This is a genomic window from Pseudobacteroides cellulosolvens ATCC 35603 = DSM 2933, from assembly GCF_001262605.1.
Taxonomy (GTDB): domain Bacteria; phylum Bacillota; class Clostridia; order Acetivibrionales; family DSM-2933; genus Pseudobacteroides; species Pseudobacteroides cellulosolvens.
In genome coordinates this window covers 6769625-6783810 of record NZ_LGTC01000001.1, presented here as the reverse complement: position 1 = coordinate 6783810, position 14186 = coordinate 6769625, and the positions used below count along the sequence as shown (strand labels likewise).

Below are 14186 nucleotides of genomic sequence, written 5' to 3'. Positions count from 1 at the left end.
AAATGAAAAAAGTACTCCTCAAATAGAAAAGGTCGGATTAATCCGGCCTTTATATCAGAACCTATGTCAATGGGCTTTGAAAAAATAAAAGAAAAAATACTTTCATCAGAGGGGCTTTAGGGAAACTTTTTAAGAGACTACGTAGACTTCTTCCGATATGACACTTGTTGAGTCTTATAAGCCACTGCAAGAGGACTTGAAGAGTTCTTGTAGTTCTGCTGATCTCATGAACTCTGTGACACAACTGTTATATCGGTTATTGTTGAGAATTACATGAGATAGATTGGGAAAAGGTGAAAAAATGGTGTCGTTTTACATGAAAATGACACCATTTTATTTGAAAAATATAATTGAATTAATTGTTTTAAAAATGGGGAAATAATACGTTTAAAGTGTTATATTTTTCTCTAATTTGCGTTTGAATAAGTTATTGAAAACAAAATATCCCAATAGAGTGCCAATAGTATTAAGTATAATATCATTAATATCACTAGCTCTAGTATATATTGAAGGAAATACAATTCCTTCAATATATTGCAATACTTCTATGGAAAAAGAAATAATTATCCCAAAAAGTAATATTGATCTAAATGTTTTGAACTTATTACGCCATATGAGTGGTAAAAACAAACCTATAGGTGTAGTAAGAAATATATTACCAATTAAATTTTTTGCTATAAACCTTACAGGAACACCATTGTCAATTGATTCAAAAATATGTTTAAATGGAGTATACTCTACATATGGAGATATATAATATTTTTGTTTGATCCAGTATATTGTAACTGGAAACAATGTTATTCCTGTAAGAAATATTATATACATTGCAAAAGAGTTAATTACAATCTCTTTTGCAATGTATATTTGCTTGTTTTTGATTTTTTTTCGAAAAAGTACGATAAATCTTATTATTAACCATAAAGCTAACATGCAAATAATAAAGTATTTTGAAGAAATATGAAATCCTTCTACCATAAGACCTCTCCTGAATTAATAATGGTCATGTAGTGTACCTTCTATGTGAAATATTTTATATGTACATGGTTGTTGACCACATGCATATAAATAATATCCAGTTGAATTAGCATCTGCAACCCACCTTCCTATTGAGGATGTATTGCTGATTACTCTTGTTCCATAGGATTTAGTTCCATTCATTAAATCTACTAGACAAGAATATCCAGATACATATTGATTCGATTGTGTATCTAATACTGAATAAGTTGATATTGTTAATGAGACATTACCGGGTAGCAATGAATAATACGTGCCATTAGAGCTACCATCTACATAACCTCTACCAGATGCAAAACTGTTAAATGTAAAATTTACCGATTGATCTGCATATGCATAAGTGATGAGTGTAAATGTGGAGATTAATAAAAAACAAATAGATAAACAAACTGATAATATCCTTAGTATTCTCTTTTTCATGTAAACTCCTCCTCGTAGAATTAGTTATTAGTGTATATTCCCCATTTACATATATTATACAGATAACTTCTTGAGAATATTGTCGAAACATGTAATGAAAGTCAAAAATTACCTTCTTATTTAAATTTGTATTAGTAAAATAAAAAAATGTATTTTAAACAACATTTAGAGCGATATTTGTTTGCAAACAAGGACAGGTATTGATAAAACTAATCCAGAAATAAGTTTTCTACGAATCATAAGTAAAATCCTCCTTCATTTTTTTGTTTAAATGTTATTGCCTGTACAGACAGTAATATTTTAGCATTTAAACTGTAAAAATAATGTTGAAATTTGTCGGCGTATTTTAATTGTTTTTGTATAAATTTACCTCAAAAATACCTTATCAAATACTACTCATAAGACTATGGAAACCATGGAAGTATCATTGTTTATTGTTTAGGTAAGTTTTAGATTTTGCATCTACTGAATTTACTATTATATCATGATCGGGTAGAAAACAGCCTTTCAACTTCAGTCACGTTTTCTGTAGCCCCCCTGCAATCCCGGACGGTCGGATTTCCCGAATCCGATTTTGACCTTGGATTCTATCAGTTTTGAGCCTTCCTTATAAATATTAAACTTAAATGATAGCGACATATACATTTATATATTTATCAGTTTACTCAAATCCTAACTCCACTTTGCTCCTAGGCTTTATCCCAGTTCATTTTTTTATGAAGTGTCCAAGGGCCCCGTTGAAAGCAATTCTAAAGAATGGGGGAGCCAAAAGCCTTGGATTTACTTCTCGGCTGTTTCAAAGAAGTTACAATAGTTGTATGGAAATTTCAAATATTCGTTCAAATATAAAGCCATTAGAAGCTAAACCTATTATTCTATTAACAATTAAAACAAAGAAAAAATAAATATTTTCACTGCCTCACAAAACAAAATTGGATTTTGGGATAAGCAAACCGGAAATTCTGTGAAGTCTCATAAAATAGGCTTCAGGAGCAGGGAAAGTATACGATAAAACTTTTATCGTATACTTTCCCTGCTCTGATGCTTAAGCCCACTCCGCAGCGACCAATCAGTTGCTTATAAGTGGCTAAAAAAGCTCTAAAGTAAGGCTACGTTAGCTTTTCTAAAGAATGGGGGCCCTTTGCCCGGGCTTCACTTCGTTAGCGACCTCAGAGAGGCTCCGAAAGAAAGGATGGGAAAAGCCCCAGCCTAGAAGTTGTTTCTATTTTATTTTAATTTTTCATCTCTTAATGCGTTAATATTTTTTTGACGTTCTTGCACCTTGTCGTCAGTCAATAATTTTTTTAATGTTGTCTTTTGCATTACTTCCATGATATTAAAAGGATTTTTTATGTGTCCCTTACAATACAGTAACCCTGTTGCTGCTGTAGATCTTGCAATTTTAGATAGATCATTAAGACAACTATTTCCAAATATTTCAAATATTTTATCGCTCGGACTAAATTCCATTAATTTTGTTAAAACTGTAATCCTGTGGCTTTCATCATTCGATTGTAAATTAGCAACAAAGATATCTAAATATTTTTCATCCTTTGAATAGGTGTATAAAGCTCTTGCTAATTCAATACTTCTACCGCTAGGGATGATACATTTAAGTAAAGAATTTTCAAGTTCATCTATTCCATTATATTTTCTGAGTTTAGGCAGGAATATGGAAACTCCGCTATCACCATCCTGAAAAGCTTTCCATATTATATCCTCAGCACTATCTCTTTCGTTATCATATATTTCATCTAAAGTATCGGGATTATATCCATCCATTTTCTGCATACCTGTAGCATTAACCTGATTTATTAAGTCATTATATGCTTGGCTTTGGGACATTGCAAAATACCTCCTCTACTTCAGTTACTAATCCTTCTTCTTGTCTTAGAGATACTATTGGTGCCTCTGTATTTTTCCATACATCACCAATCCCTTTTCCGTCTGGAAGATCAGGATGAACATATGCTACTTTTCCAGTAACACCATTAGCATATGCTGATGATACACTTTTCCACAGTGGTTGCTGATCGGTATCTAATCCTTTATCCCAAGTTGTAAATTTTTCTCCTAGCCACGTCCAGCCATTCAGTACTTTTCCACCTTGGGTATTTTCCATTATTGTCCCACCAATCATTTCTGCGTATCTTTCTGCAGCACCAATGTTTTTACTCCAGAAAACTGCACCATCTTTTGGTGATGAGAAATCAAAACATTTAGCAAAGCTATTAAAGTCTCGATCAAGTAATTTTTGAAAAGCTTTCTGTGCATCGGTTTCTGAAGCAAATATTCCTTTTGTTCTATCAAGGAACTGATCATATCCTTTCGCATCAAGTTCACTTAAGCTATCTCTATATGGATTGCTCTTTTCAGCACAATATCCGCTTGGGTCAGCATATTTTATAGGATTGTTGCTTACATATGCATATAGATTTAATCCGTCGCCTCTGTAAGTATCTTCTTGCGTGAACCTTCCAACAACTGGGTTGTAGAATCTCGCACGCAAATAATACTGCCCTGTAACCTGATCGTACTGTTCTCCGGCATACCTGAATCTATTCTGCACCTTCTCAACAGCCTCAACTGTATTACCAAATGCATCATACTGATACCGATTGACCACTGCACCAGTGCCGTCAACCAATGCAGTAACATCACCGTGGCCTTAATTAGGTAATATTCTGCTTTAATTTAATCAATTTTTTTAAAGTTTTATCTTTATTTGTAATCATCCATTTTGGATATGTTTCTACTACAGACCTTTCAAATTCATCATAAGGTTTCAATATTTTTTGAGAAAACCATTCAATCATATAATCAAGAACTTCTTCATTTACAGCCCATAAAGAATGTCCTTTTAATTTAGTCTTATACCATAATTCATAATCGTTCCAGTTTTCATCAGATAATTGTTTTATTAAACCACAATTATTACATTGAATTAACTTAGCTCTTAGCTTATGAACTGGCTCCCTATAAGTACCTGCTGGCACTCCTGGTCCACCCATTACAGCATCAGCTTTTTTCCTGCATTTTGGGCATTTCACTGCATAAATGACCTTGTAATCAATCTCCAAACCTATCACTTCCTTATATTCTGCTACATTTTTTATAGCACTTTGTTATGATGCTCTATACTATAGAAGAAACTCAATTATTACCTATCAAAGAATATATTTTTACTGCTTGAGCTTAAAGGTATACCAAAGATAATTTTTGCTTCACTGCCTATAAGCTGCATTTTGTTTACGGCTTTTCCCACAGAGAACATAACCCTGTTATCGACTCTTGCATCCATTGCGACACTTACAGCTGAACCAACTGCAATACCTAAGTCACCTGTATTAAATGAACATGGATTATCAGGATATTTGTTCTTTTCATCACAATTACTGAAACCACATAGCCCGCAGTTTTTAACCCCTACAGGATTTAACTTAGTAGCAATTAACACAAGCACATCAGAACGTAAGATATTATCAGCATCCCTTATAAAAAAATCAGCTGCTTCACCTTCTTGAACCATTTGTTTCATCATATCAGCAATTTTTACTATTTCATCTTTATCTGCAATGGATAAAATTAAATTATCAACGCCTCTTGCTTTTGGTGCAGTTCTGGCAGCTATTAGCATCTTCTCAGCAACATTCATCAAAGCTTGTTTTCTTATATCTTCTTCAAATAATATACTCAAAGCTTGTACCTCCAATATTATTGCGGTAAGCAATTCATGACAGCATATATAAAAGCCCTGTAAAAACAAGGCCCATATATATACTATCATGTGTATTAAGTTTTGGAAACTGTTGGTTTTATATACTTCCGTTAATGTTTTATGTTTCCATGTCAAAAGAATTTTTGATATAATTGGTAAGTAAATGTTAGTATTTAATGGAATGAGGTTTCAAATGTATTATCTGCTTTATGGAGTACTTGTTGGGGTACTATTTGGTTGCATTGACATGTTTTTTATAGCACATAGAAAAAGCATAAATACAAAAGGTAATCTATTATGGGCTTTTATAAATAAAGTACTACTTGGATTTTTGATGGGCTTGGCAAAGTTTTTAATAAGTAGTTAATCCATATTTCAGCTATATTAATTACTGATTTATCATGCGTTTTCTATTTTGGAAACTGTTGGTTTTATGTACTCCCTTTGATGAATCATCATTGAATAGATAACCTTTGCAATCTGCCTCATTACTGCGATTAAAGCCTGTCTCCGTGTCTTTCCTTCTGATATTTTCTTATTAAAGTATTCCAGAAAGGTTTCATTTATAGGGCTTTTCTTATCTCTCCCTCTGGAAATATTCCTTGATGCAATATCTCTAAATATCTCATACAATCGCCTGTTGCCCTGCTTATTCCTAAAGTTCTTGTCCTTATCGCCTGATGAACAGGAAACCGGACTGATTCCGGAATAACGACACATTTTATCGGCACTTGAAAACCTCCTGATATCACCTATTTCACTAATCAGCATTGCAGCGGTTATTGTATTAATTCCAGGCATTGTTTCAAGCCTGTAGGGAAATTGCTTCATATGCTTTTTTATCTCAGCCTCTATTACTTCCAGTTCCTCATTACAGTGCTTTATTTCTTTTATACAATGAGACACAATAAAATCCCTTGTTTCCTGGTATTCCGTTGATGTATCGCCATCTTTTGCAACAAGCATCAATATCCTTTCTGCATGTTCAATTCCAAAAAATCCACTACTATGGATGGACAGAAATTCCGCAAGCTCTTCTTTGGTAATGCCTCTAAGCTTTGACGGCGAGGGAAAGTTTTGAAAGAATTCCATTCCGGCCTTACAGTAAGTTACCGTAAAAAAACGCGTATAGCTTGGATAATGATGCGAAATGTAGCTGTGAACCTGATTTTTAGAGGCAGCCCGTACCTTGACTATTGAATTACGCCGAGATACTAAAAGCTGCAAAGTCCAGCTATCATCATGAATTGATGCATCTGGAAGGGTATCCAATTGATTTAATAGAACCTTGGCAACACAGAACGCATCATGACCGTCAGTTTTATGAGCTATAGCCTGATTACGCCTTTCTGTATAGGTTAGAGAAGCATCAACAGACTTTACAGTATAGCCGAGATTTAAAAGGAATATGGCAAAGTTCCTGCCGTTGCCTGAGGTGTCCTCTAGGCCGAAACATGGAGAAATACCACGTTTTAAATGGGATTTAACAAATTCAATAAGCTTTTCAAAGCCCTTTTTGTTGTTCTCAAACCTGAGTTCTCCGAGCTTTTCAGTAAAGCAGTTGATAATAACTGCCACATGGGTACGCTTATGAATATCCACCCCGATAAAGAGTTTTCGCATTTTTGGATGTAACATTTTACATTTCCCCCCTGTATTAAAATTTCAAGGTACAAACCTTGGCACAAAAGCACCCTTAATATCAACGATAAGTCCCTAAAAAAGAGACTCCGCAAACCCACGCCAACTATTTGCAAGGTAACAAGCCCTATAAAATAAGAGCTTTTAACCTGGGAAAAACGGCAGCATTGTTATAACGAAATATGTAAAAATACATATCGCATGACCACGAACAGCCACATTATTCCCAGCTTAAAAACCCTTATCATCCGTATATCTTAAAGGGTATACCAGCATGTGAAGCCCTTAAAATCATGTCACGAGTCCCCTTGCTTTTTGCCAAATCCTCATGAAATACCAAAACCAAATCAGGCTTTTCCATCTTAAGCATCTGGGCATTCCTGATAGGCCCGGCACTTTTGCCAAACCTCTTCCAGTCTGCCGGATACTCAACAAACCTGATGCCGCACTGACGAGCAGCACGAACAGCAAGCGTATTAGCACCCCGACACCCTCCGGCAATAAGCAAATCAATATCAAGACTTTTGACAATAGATAAAATCTTCTGGTAATTCCTATAAAAACGGCTTCCAGATACTAAAACCTTCATATGTGAAACCTCCAGATTTACTGAAAAAGCCTGTAAAAAATACAAGCCTTTGCACTAAAGCCGGAAGCTGTAAACACAGTTATATCAATGCTTCCTGAAAATATCCAGGATAAAAAACACCAATCGAAACTGGTAAACTGAGCTGCCATAATCTCTGGCAGCCCTATGTAAAAACCTCTCAAAATCCCTCATATCTCATCCTCACAATCTACAGGACGAATGGTAATAATACCCTGTGACACATCAATAACAACCCTGCATCCAACCTCAAAACCGTATGTAGCAAGCCACTCAGCCGAAACCACAATAGCAGGTGAATCATCCAGCCAATGACTCCTGACAGACGATAAAGCCACCATATAAAAAACACCTCCACAAATACTACTCATGAGCCTATGTAAGGAAGATACCCTGCATAAGTCGGGGCAAATGCTACCGCTATATCAGCAACTATGTCAATGGGACTTTGATAAAAAAATAAATGAAAAAATGCTTTCTTCAGAGGGGCTTTAGAGAAGCTTTTTAAGAGGCTTCGTAGACTTCATCCGATATGACAGAAAAGACTGTTATCAGTCCTTTCTGTCATATCTCAAGTGTAGATTTCAAATAAATATATTTGAAATCTACACCTGATGAGTCTTACAAGCCACTTCAAGAGGGCTTGAAGAGTTCTTGCAGCTCCGCTGATCTCATGAGCTTCTACAAAGACCCCTGTAAGTACCAATAATGTCACATACGGATTGGCAAAAAAGACAGCTGCATGTCTTTTTGCCAATCCTAAAGCGATAAAAAATATAATTTAATGATATTTTTTATCGCTTGTTGTCACTTACAAGAGTCTCTGAGTGCAGCTACAGGGTAGCTTACGGGTTATGATCTTACTACGGAGGGGCGTTGCAGATACTTCAAGAAACTTTTAAGACTCATACGGCTGCTGGAAAAACTTTTTATTAGTTTTTCCAGCAGCCTAACGAAAAGTAGCAAATCTGTGATTTGATACTTTTCGTGTATGTGTCTGTGTAAGCTGCTTACAAAGAGGCTTTTAAGGTGCTTATAAGATCAGCTTAAACCCGTAAGACACTCATAAGCTGCTCCGTTAGTGGCAGTTAAGTAACATTCAACTCCAGGCATGGCAAATATAAATGCCATACCTGGAGTTTCAGGAGAATGGGGTGACAAATAAAAAAGTCACCCCATTCTCCTGATGCGGGCTGCAAAGACCCTGATTAGTGCAGTATTAGGGACTTCGGAGAATTGCAGGGATAAGCATTTTTTCATTTATTTTTTTTCAAAGCCATTGACATAGGTGCTGATATAGCGGTATCTTTTGCTCCAGCTTATGCAGGGTATCTTCCTTACATAGGCCTATGAGTAGTATTTGGGAGGTGTTTTTTTATGGTGGCTTTATCATCTGTCAGGAGTCATTGGCTGGATGATTCACCTGCTATTGTGGTTTCGGCTGAGTGGCTTGCTACATACGGTTTTGAGGTTGGATGCAGGGTTGTTATTGATGTGTCACAGGGTATTATTACCATTCGTCCTGTAGATTGTGAGGATGAGATATGAGGGATTTTGAGAGGTTTTTACATAGGCCTGCCAGAGATTATGGCAGCTCAGTTTACCAGTTTCGATTGGTGTTTTTTATCCTGGATATTTTCAGGAAGCATTGATATAACTGTGTTTACAGCTTCCGGCTTTAGTGCAAAGGCTTGTATTTTTTACAGGCTTTTTCAGTAAATCTGGAGGTTTCACATATGAAGGTTTTAGTATCTGGAAGCCGTTTTTATAGGAATTACCAGAAGATTTTATCTATTGTCAAAAGTCTTGATATTGATTTGCTTATTGCCGGAGGGTGTCGGGGTGCTGATACGCTTGCTGTTCGTGCTGCTCGTCAGTGCGGCATCAGGTTTGTTGAGTATCCGGCAGACTGGAAGAGGTTTGGCAAAAGTGCCGGGCCTATCAGGAATGCCCAGATGCTTAAGATGGAAAAGCCTGATTTGGTTTTGGTATTTCATGAGGATTTGGCAAAAAGCAAGGGGACTCGTGACATGATTTTAAGGGCTTCACATGCTGGTATACCCTTTAAGATATACGGATGATAAGGGTTTTTAAGCTGGGAATAATGTGGCTGTTCGTGGTCATGCGATATGTATTTTTACATATTTCGTTATAACAATGCTGCCGTTTTTCCCAGGTTAAAAGCTCTTATTTTATAGGGCTTGTTACCTTGCAAATAGTTGGCGTGGGTTTGCGGAGTCTCTTTTTTAGGGACTTATCGTTGATATTAAGGGTGCTTTTGTGCCAAGGTTTGTACCTTGAAATTTTAATACAGGGGGGAAATGTAAAATGTTACATCCAAAAATGCGAAAACTCTTTATCGGGGTGGATATTCATAAGCGTACCCATGTGGCAGTTATTATCAACTGCTTTACTGAAAAGCTCGGAGAACTCAGGTTTGAGAACAACAAAAAGGGCTTTGAAAAGCTTATTGAATTTGTTAAATCCCATTTAAAACGTGGTATTTCTCCATGTTTCGGCCTAGAGGACACCTCAGGCAACGGCAGGAACTTTGCCATATTCCTTTTAAATCTCGGCTATACTGTAAAGTCTGTTGATGCTTCTCTAACCTATACAGAAAGGCGTAATCAGGCTATAGCTCATAAAACTGACGGTCATGATGCGTTCTGTGTTGCCAAGGTTCTATTAAATCAATTGGATACCCTTCCAGATGCATCAATTCATGATGATAGCTGGACTTTGCAGCTTTTAGTATCTCGGCGTAATTCAATAGTCAAGGTACGGGCTGCCTCTAAAAATCAGGTTCACAGCTACATTTCGCATCATTATCCAAGCTATACGCGTTTTTTTACGGTAACTTACTGTAAGGCCGGAATGGAATTCTTTCAAAACTTTCCCTCGCCGTCAAAGCTTAGAGGCATTACCAAAGAAGAGCTTGCGGAATTTCTGTCCATCCATAGTAGTGGATTTTTGGAATTGAACATGCAGAAAGGATATTGATGCTTGTTGCAAAAGATGGCGATACATCAACGGAATACCAGGAAACAAGGGATTTTATTGTGTCTCATTGTATAAAAGAAATAAAGCACTGTAATGAGGAACTGGAAGTAATAGAGGCTGAGATAAAAAAGCATATGAAGCAATTTCCCTACAGGCTTGAAACAATGCCTGGAATTAATACAATAACCGCTGCAATGCTGATTAGTGAAATAGGTGATATCAGGAGGTTTTCAAGTGCCGATAAAATGTGTCGTTATTCCGGAATCAGTCCGGTTTCCTGTTCATCAGGCGATAAGGACAAGAACTTTAGGAATAAGCAGGGCAACAGGCGATTGTATGAGATATTTAGAGATATTGCATCAAGGAATATTTCCAGAGGGAGAGATAAGAAAAGCCCTATAAATGAAACCTTTCTGGAATACTTTAATAAGAAAATATCAGAAGGAAAGACACGGAGACAGGCTTTAATCGCAGTAATGAGGCAGATTGCAAAGGTTATCTATTCAATGATGATTCATCAAAGGGAGTACATAAAACCAACAGTTTCCAAAATAGAAAACGCATGATAAATCAGTAATTAATATAGCTGAAATATGGATTAACTACTTATTAAAAACTTTGCCAAGCCCATCAAAAATCCAAGTAGTACTTTATTTATAAAAGCCCATAATAGATTACCTTTTGTATTTATGCTTTTTCTATGTGCTATAAAAAACATGTCAATGCAACCAAATAGTACCCCAACAAGTACTCCATAAAGCAGATAATACATTTGAAACCTCATTCCATTAAATACTAACATTTACTTACCAATTATATCAAAAATTCTTTTGACATGAAAACATAAAACATTAACGGAAGTATATAAAACCAACAGTTTCCAAAACTTAATACACATGATAGTATATATATGGGCCTTGTTTTTACAGGGCTTTTATATATGCTGTCATGAATTGCTTACCGCAATAATATTGGAGGTACAAGCTTTGAGTATATTATTTGAAGAAGATATAAGAAAACAAGCTTTGATGAATGTTGCTGAGAAGATGCTAATAGCTGCCAGAACTGCACCAAAAGCAAGAGGCGTTGATAATTTAATTTTATCCATTGCAGATAAAGATGAAATAGTAAAAATTGCTGATATGATGAAACAAATGGTTCAAGAAGGTGAAGCAGCTGATTTTTTTATAAGGGATGCTGATAATATCTTACGTTCTGATGTGCTTGTGTTAATTGCTACTAAGTTAAATCCTGTAGGGGTTAAAAACTGCGGGCTATGTGGTTTCAGTAATTGTGATGAAAAGAACAAATATCCTGATAATCCATGTTCATTTAATACAGGTGACTTAGGTATTGCAGTTGGTTCAGCTGTAAGTGTCGCAATGGATGCAAGAGTCGATAACAGGGTTATGTTCTCTGTGGGAAAAGCCGTAAACAAAATGCAGCTTATAGGCAGTGAAGCAAAAATTATCTTTGGTATACCTTTAAGCTCAAGCAGTAAAAATATATTCTTTGATAGGTAATAATTGAGTTTCTTCTATAGTATAGAGCATCATAACAAAGTGCTATAAAAAATGTAGCAGAATATAAGGAAGTGATAGGTTTGGAGATTGATTACAAGGTCATTTATGCAGTGAAATGCCCAAAATGCAGGAAAAAGCTGATGCTGTAATGGGTGGACCAGGAGTGCCAGCAGGTACTTATAGGGAGCCAGTTCATAAGCTAAGAGCTAAGTTAATTCAATGTAATAATTGTGGTTTAATAAAACAATTATCTGATGAAAACTGGAACGATTATGAATTATGGTATAAGACTAAATTAAAAGGACATTCTTTATGGGCTGTAAATGAAGAAGTTCTTGATTATATGATTGAATGGTTTTCTCAAAAAATATTGAAACCTTATGATGAATTTGAAAGGTCTGTAGTAGAAACATATCCAAAATGGATGATTACAAATAAAGATAAAACTTTAAAAAAATTGATTAAATTAAAGCAGAATATTACCTAATTAAGGCCACGGTGATGTAACTGCATTGGTTGATGGCACAGGTGCAGTGGTGAATCGGTATCAGTATGATGCCTTTGGTAATACTGTTGAAGCCAAAGAACAAATCCATAACCGTTTTCGTTATGCTGGTGAACAATACGACTCTGTAACAGGTCAGTATTACCTTAGAGCTAGATTCTATAATCCAGTTGTAGGAAGGTTTACACAGGAAGACACCTACAGAGGTGATGGTTTAAACCTTTACAGTTACGTTATGAATAATCCCATTAACTACGTTGACCCTACAGGACATTGGGGTGATGCCGTTCATAGAGGAGTTACTGAAAGCATAGCTTCTAACTTACTAGAAAATCCAGACTATGGAGAAATAGTTGGAAAAGCTAATACAGGTGTTGACTCAAGCCCAATGACCAGCCCATATGCTAAAGCAACACAGCATTGGCATTTCGATCATAACAAAGGTACTGGTGTAGACACAAGGCAACTTCATTTTGAAGAATACTATAAAAAGTCTGTTGACACATGGAATAATGCAGAGAAAGATTATGCCAACAATGTAGCTAATATAGAAAATTCATCTTCCTATAAAATGAAAAAGATTTTTATGGGAGAAGAAAAAGCAAAAAATAGTTGTTTACAAAGCTTAATGGAAGAAAGAGAAAAACAACGTAAAAAATCTCTTGAGCAATTAGGAAAAGGATTACATCCTTATCAGGACATTGATGCACATATGGACTGGGATACAGGGCCGCTTGGTGTGAATGCTCATCATGCCAACAGTGGTTATGATAGAATCAAGATTTTTGATGATCCACGTTACGATCTGGTAAAAAATCCGGCAGGTGGCTATGACCCGATAGATTCTGGCGATGATCATGGAAGTGCAAGGTTTAAGAAAACAAAACAAAAGACTGAAGACGCTATTAAACAGTTTATGAAGGATGTTAATTACTGTGCATCTAAAAGCCAGACATTTTAGAGAAGTCTATGATAGATATCATGAGTGAGGGGGATTTATGGCATTTCGACATGGATTGATAAGCTTTTTAATTATAATAGTTACATCTTTAATTTTAATAATAGTAGGAATTGTACTTCTTGTTAAGTTCAGAAACGGGTTTAATGCAGTAAGAGGTTTAAGCATTCTGTTGATTTTAATAGGAATAATAATGATTCTTTTTTCTAAAAAAGTATGCATTAGAAATGTGAGATTGAAAGGGAATATCGATGTAAAGCCATTGAGTGAAATGCATATATCTCAGAATGTACAAAGCATTAAAGGTATTATGGAAGACATTGAATCATTTAAGGAATTAAAAGTTAATACTACTAATGGTGTTAATAATGCTGGAATTACTGAAATGTTAACAGGAACTGATGATAAAGGATCACATCTTGAGGTAAAGATATTAGTATTTGATAGTGTAGAAAGTGCTTTCAAGTCATATAATTCCAGATACAAATCTTATGGTAAAGACTACGGTATTATGGAAAAAGGAGGAACAGAAAGCGACAGATACTTTATAACATATATAAACCAATTAAGGGCAAGTCCTGAGTCCCTTTACGAACTGATGGATTCATACATGACTTATTTGTATTTTCAGAAAAACAATATTGTAATTTCTTTGCGGGAAATGAGAGGCCAAAGCGAAAGTAAAATAGAAAAATATATCCAGTTAATGGCAAACAGGTTGTCCAAATTGGAATGATGATTAAAATAGCTAATTTAACAGGTCGGATTATTCCGGCCTTCTTAATGTAAGTGCCTTAATT

Annotated in this window: 20 protein-coding genes and 1 pseudogene; 10 read left to right on the top strand and 11 right to left on the bottom strand. The window is 35.5% G+C overall.

The window, feature by feature from the left end; translation table 11 throughout:
- Positions 1 to 387: 387 nt before the first annotated feature.
- The 6 genes and pseudogenes from Bccel_RS28035 to Bccel_RS28010 form a co-directional block, all read right to left on the bottom strand.
- Positions 388 to 975 carry a VanZ family protein gene (locus Bccel_RS28035; RefSeq protein ID WP_036945948.1) on the bottom strand — a complete coding sequence of 196 codons (588 nt, stop codon included), beginning with the start codon at positions 973 to 975 and terminating at the stop codon, positions 388 to 390.
- A 15-nt stretch (positions 976 to 990) separates the two neighbouring features.
- The gene (locus tag Bccel_RS28030; RefSeq protein WP_036945946.1) at positions 991 to 1434 is read right to left on the bottom strand and encodes a hypothetical protein; all 444 of its coding nucleotides are present in this window, start codon (positions 1432 to 1434) and stop codon (positions 991 to 993) included.
- A 1227-nt stretch (positions 1435 to 2661) separates the two neighbouring features.
- Positions 2662 to 3279: a hypothetical protein gene (locus Bccel_RS28025; protein WP_036946065.1), complete on the bottom strand. Its 618-nt coding sequence runs from the start codon at positions 3277 to 3279 to the stop codon at positions 2662 to 2664.
- A pseudogene (locus Bccel_RS30585) lies at positions 3257 to 4084 on the bottom strand (RHS repeat-associated core domain-containing protein); the annotation flags it as partial. The pseudogene Bccel_RS30585 and the gene Bccel_RS28025, both read right to left, overlap by 23 nt.
- Positions 4085 to 4106: 22 nt before the next feature.
- Positions 4107 to 4514, bottom strand: a complete 408-nt coding sequence (locus Bccel_RS28015; protein ID WP_036946096.1) for a hypothetical protein — start codon at positions 4512 to 4514, stop codon at positions 4107 to 4109.
- Between the two features lie 80 nt (positions 4515 to 4594).
- The gene (locus tag Bccel_RS28010) at positions 4595 to 5131 is read right to left on the bottom strand and encodes a ferredoxin domain-containing protein (RefSeq protein ID WP_050753977.1); all 537 of its coding nucleotides are present in this window, start codon (positions 5129 to 5131) and stop codon (positions 4595 to 4597) included.
- A gap of 214 nt (positions 5132 to 5345) precedes the next feature.
- Here Bccel_RS28010 and Bccel_RS30580 point away from each other — a divergent pair, with 214 nt between their 5' ends.
- Positions 5346 to 5519 carry a hypothetical protein gene (locus Bccel_RS30580; RefSeq protein ID WP_160317769.1) on the top strand — a complete coding sequence of 58 codons (174 nt, stop codon included), beginning with the start codon at positions 5346 to 5348 and terminating at the stop codon, positions 5517 to 5519.
- A 32-nt stretch (positions 5520 to 5551) separates the two neighbouring features.
- Here Bccel_RS30580 and Bccel_RS28005 read toward each other — a convergent pair whose 3' ends face one another.
- The 4 genes from Bccel_RS28005 to Bccel_RS29390 form a co-directional block, all read right to left on the bottom strand.
- Positions 5552 to 6790 (bottom strand): IS110 family RNA-guided transposase, encoded by a 1239-nt coding sequence (locus tag Bccel_RS28005; RefSeq protein ID WP_050753982.1) that lies wholly within the window; start codon positions 6788 to 6790, stop codon positions 5552 to 5554.
- A gap of 247 nt (positions 6791 to 7037) precedes the next feature.
- Entirely contained in the window at positions 7038 to 7382 is a 345-nt protein-coding gene (locus tag Bccel_RS28000) for an SLOG family protein (RefSeq protein ID WP_050753981.1), read from the bottom strand.
- 17 nt (positions 7383 to 7399) lie between these two features.
- Positions 7400 to 7564, bottom strand: a complete 165-nt coding sequence (locus Bccel_RS30575) for a hypothetical protein (RefSeq protein WP_160317770.1) — start codon at positions 7562 to 7564, stop codon at positions 7400 to 7402.
- 6 nt (positions 7565 to 7570) lie between these two features.
- Positions 7571 to 7741 carry a SymE family type I addiction module toxin gene (locus Bccel_RS29390; RefSeq protein ID WP_082225175.1) on the bottom strand — a complete coding sequence of 57 codons (171 nt, stop codon included), beginning with the start codon at positions 7739 to 7741 and terminating at the stop codon, positions 7571 to 7573.
- Positions 7742 to 8777: 1036 nt separating this feature from the next.
- Here Bccel_RS29390 and Bccel_RS29385 point away from each other — a divergent pair.
- The 5 genes from Bccel_RS29385 (at position 8778) to Bccel_RS27985 (ending at position 10966) form a co-directional block, all read left to right on the top strand.
- Complete coding sequence (locus tag Bccel_RS29385; RefSeq protein ID WP_082225175.1) at positions 8778 to 8948, top strand: SymE family type I addiction module toxin; 171 nt, start codon at positions 8778 to 8780, stop codon at positions 8946 to 8948.
- A 6-nt stretch (positions 8949 to 8954) separates the two neighbouring features.
- The gene (locus Bccel_RS30570) at positions 8955 to 9119 is read left to right on the top strand and encodes a hypothetical protein (protein ID WP_160317770.1); all 165 of its coding nucleotides are present in this window, start codon (positions 8955 to 8957) and stop codon (positions 9117 to 9119) included.
- A 17-nt stretch (positions 9120 to 9136) separates the two neighbouring features.
- A complete protein-coding gene (locus Bccel_RS27995) occupies positions 9137 to 9481 on the top strand; it encodes an SLOG family protein (RefSeq protein ID WP_050753980.1) in 345 nt (114 codons plus the stop codon).
- A gap of 247 nt (positions 9482 to 9728) precedes the next feature.
- The gene (locus tag Bccel_RS27990) at positions 9729 to 10400 is read left to right on the top strand and encodes an IS110 family transposase (protein WP_050753979.1); all 672 of its coding nucleotides are present in this window, start codon (positions 9729 to 9731) and stop codon (positions 10398 to 10400) included.
- Positions 10400 to 10966, top strand: a complete 567-nt coding sequence (locus tag Bccel_RS27985) for an IS110 family transposase (protein WP_050753978.1) — start codon at positions 10400 to 10402, stop codon at positions 10964 to 10966. Before Bccel_RS27990 ends, Bccel_RS27985 begins: the two co-directional genes overlap by 1 nt.
- 32 nt (positions 10967 to 10998) lie before the next feature.
- On the opposite strand, the gene Bccel_RS30565 is transcribed toward Bccel_RS27985, so the two are convergent.
- The gene (locus tag Bccel_RS30565) at positions 10999 to 11172 is read right to left on the bottom strand and encodes a hypothetical protein (protein ID WP_160317769.1); all 174 of its coding nucleotides are present in this window, start codon (positions 11170 to 11172) and stop codon (positions 10999 to 11001) included.
- A 214-nt stretch (positions 11173 to 11386) separates the two neighbouring features.
- Between Bccel_RS30565 and Bccel_RS27980 the strand changes: the two genes are divergently transcribed.
- The 4 genes from Bccel_RS27980 to Bccel_RS27965 all read left to right on the top strand — a co-directional run bounded on the left by Bccel_RS27980 (position 11387) and on the right by Bccel_RS27965 (position 14122).
- Positions 11387 to 11923: a ferredoxin domain-containing protein gene (locus tag Bccel_RS27980; RefSeq protein WP_050753977.1), complete on the top strand. Its 537-nt coding sequence runs from the start codon at positions 11387 to 11389 to the stop codon at positions 11921 to 11923.
- 124 nt (positions 11924 to 12047) lie between these two features.
- Positions 12048 to 12410: a hypothetical protein gene (locus tag Bccel_RS27975; protein ID WP_160317768.1), complete on the top strand. Its 363-nt coding sequence runs from the start codon at positions 12048 to 12050 to the stop codon at positions 12408 to 12410.
- A 25-nt stretch (positions 12411 to 12435) separates the two neighbouring features.
- A complete protein-coding gene (locus tag Bccel_RS27970) occupies positions 12436 to 13389 on the top strand; it encodes an RHS repeat-associated core domain-containing protein (protein WP_050753971.1) in 954 nt (317 codons plus the stop codon).
- Between the two features lie 37 nt (positions 13390 to 13426).
- Positions 13427 to 14122, top strand: a complete 696-nt coding sequence (locus tag Bccel_RS27965) for a hypothetical protein (protein WP_050753975.1) — start codon at positions 13427 to 13429, stop codon at positions 14120 to 14122.
- Positions 14123 to 14186 lie beyond the last annotated feature (64 nt).

Coding starts and splice junctions, on each gene's coding strand:
- Bccel_RS28035 (WP_036945948.1), bottom strand. CDS start 975: ATGGTAGAAGGATTTCATATTTCTTCAAAATACTTTATTATTTGCATG.
- Bccel_RS28030 (WP_036945946.1), bottom strand. CDS start 1,434: ATGAAAAAGAGAATACTAAGGATATTATCAGTTTGTTTATCTATTTGT.
- Bccel_RS28025 (WP_036946065.1), bottom strand. CDS start 3,279: ATGTCCCAAAGCCAAGCATATAATGACTTAATAAATCAGGTTAATGCT.
- Bccel_RS30580 (WP_160317769.1), top strand. CDS start 5,346: ATGTATTATCTGCTTTATGGAGTACTTGTTGGGGTACTATTTGGTTGC.
- Bccel_RS28005 (WP_050753982.1), bottom strand. CDS start 6,790: ATGTTACATCCAAAAATGCGAAAACTCTTTATCGGGGTGGATATTCAT.
- Bccel_RS28000 (WP_050753981.1), bottom strand. CDS start 7,382: ATGAAGGTTTTAGTATCTGGAAGCCGTTTTTATAGGAATTACCAGAAG.
- Bccel_RS29390 (WP_082225175.1), bottom strand. CDS start 7,741: ATGGTGGCTTTATCGTCTGTCAGGAGTCATTGGCTGGATGATTCACCT.
- Bccel_RS29385 (WP_082225175.1), top strand. CDS start 8,778: ATGGTGGCTTTATCATCTGTCAGGAGTCATTGGCTGGATGATTCACCT.
- Bccel_RS27995 (WP_050753980.1), top strand. CDS start 9,137: ATGAAGGTTTTAGTATCTGGAAGCCGTTTTTATAGGAATTACCAGAAG.
- Bccel_RS27990 (WP_050753979.1), top strand. CDS start 9,729: ATGTTACATCCAAAAATGCGAAAACTCTTTATCGGGGTGGATATTCAT.
- Bccel_RS27985 (WP_050753978.1), top strand. CDS start 10,400: ATGCTTGTTGCAAAAGATGGCGATACATCAACGGAATACCAGGAAACA.
- Bccel_RS30565 (WP_160317769.1), bottom strand. CDS start 11,172: ATGTATTATCTGCTTTATGGAGTACTTGTTGGGGTACTATTTGGTTGC.
- Bccel_RS27975 (WP_160317768.1), top strand. CDS start 12,048: ATGCAGGAAAAAGCTGATGCTGTAATGGGTGGACCAGGAGTGCCAGCA.
- Bccel_RS27965 (WP_050753975.1), top strand. CDS start 13,427: ATGGCATTTCGACATGGATTGATAAGCTTTTTAATTATAATAGTTACA.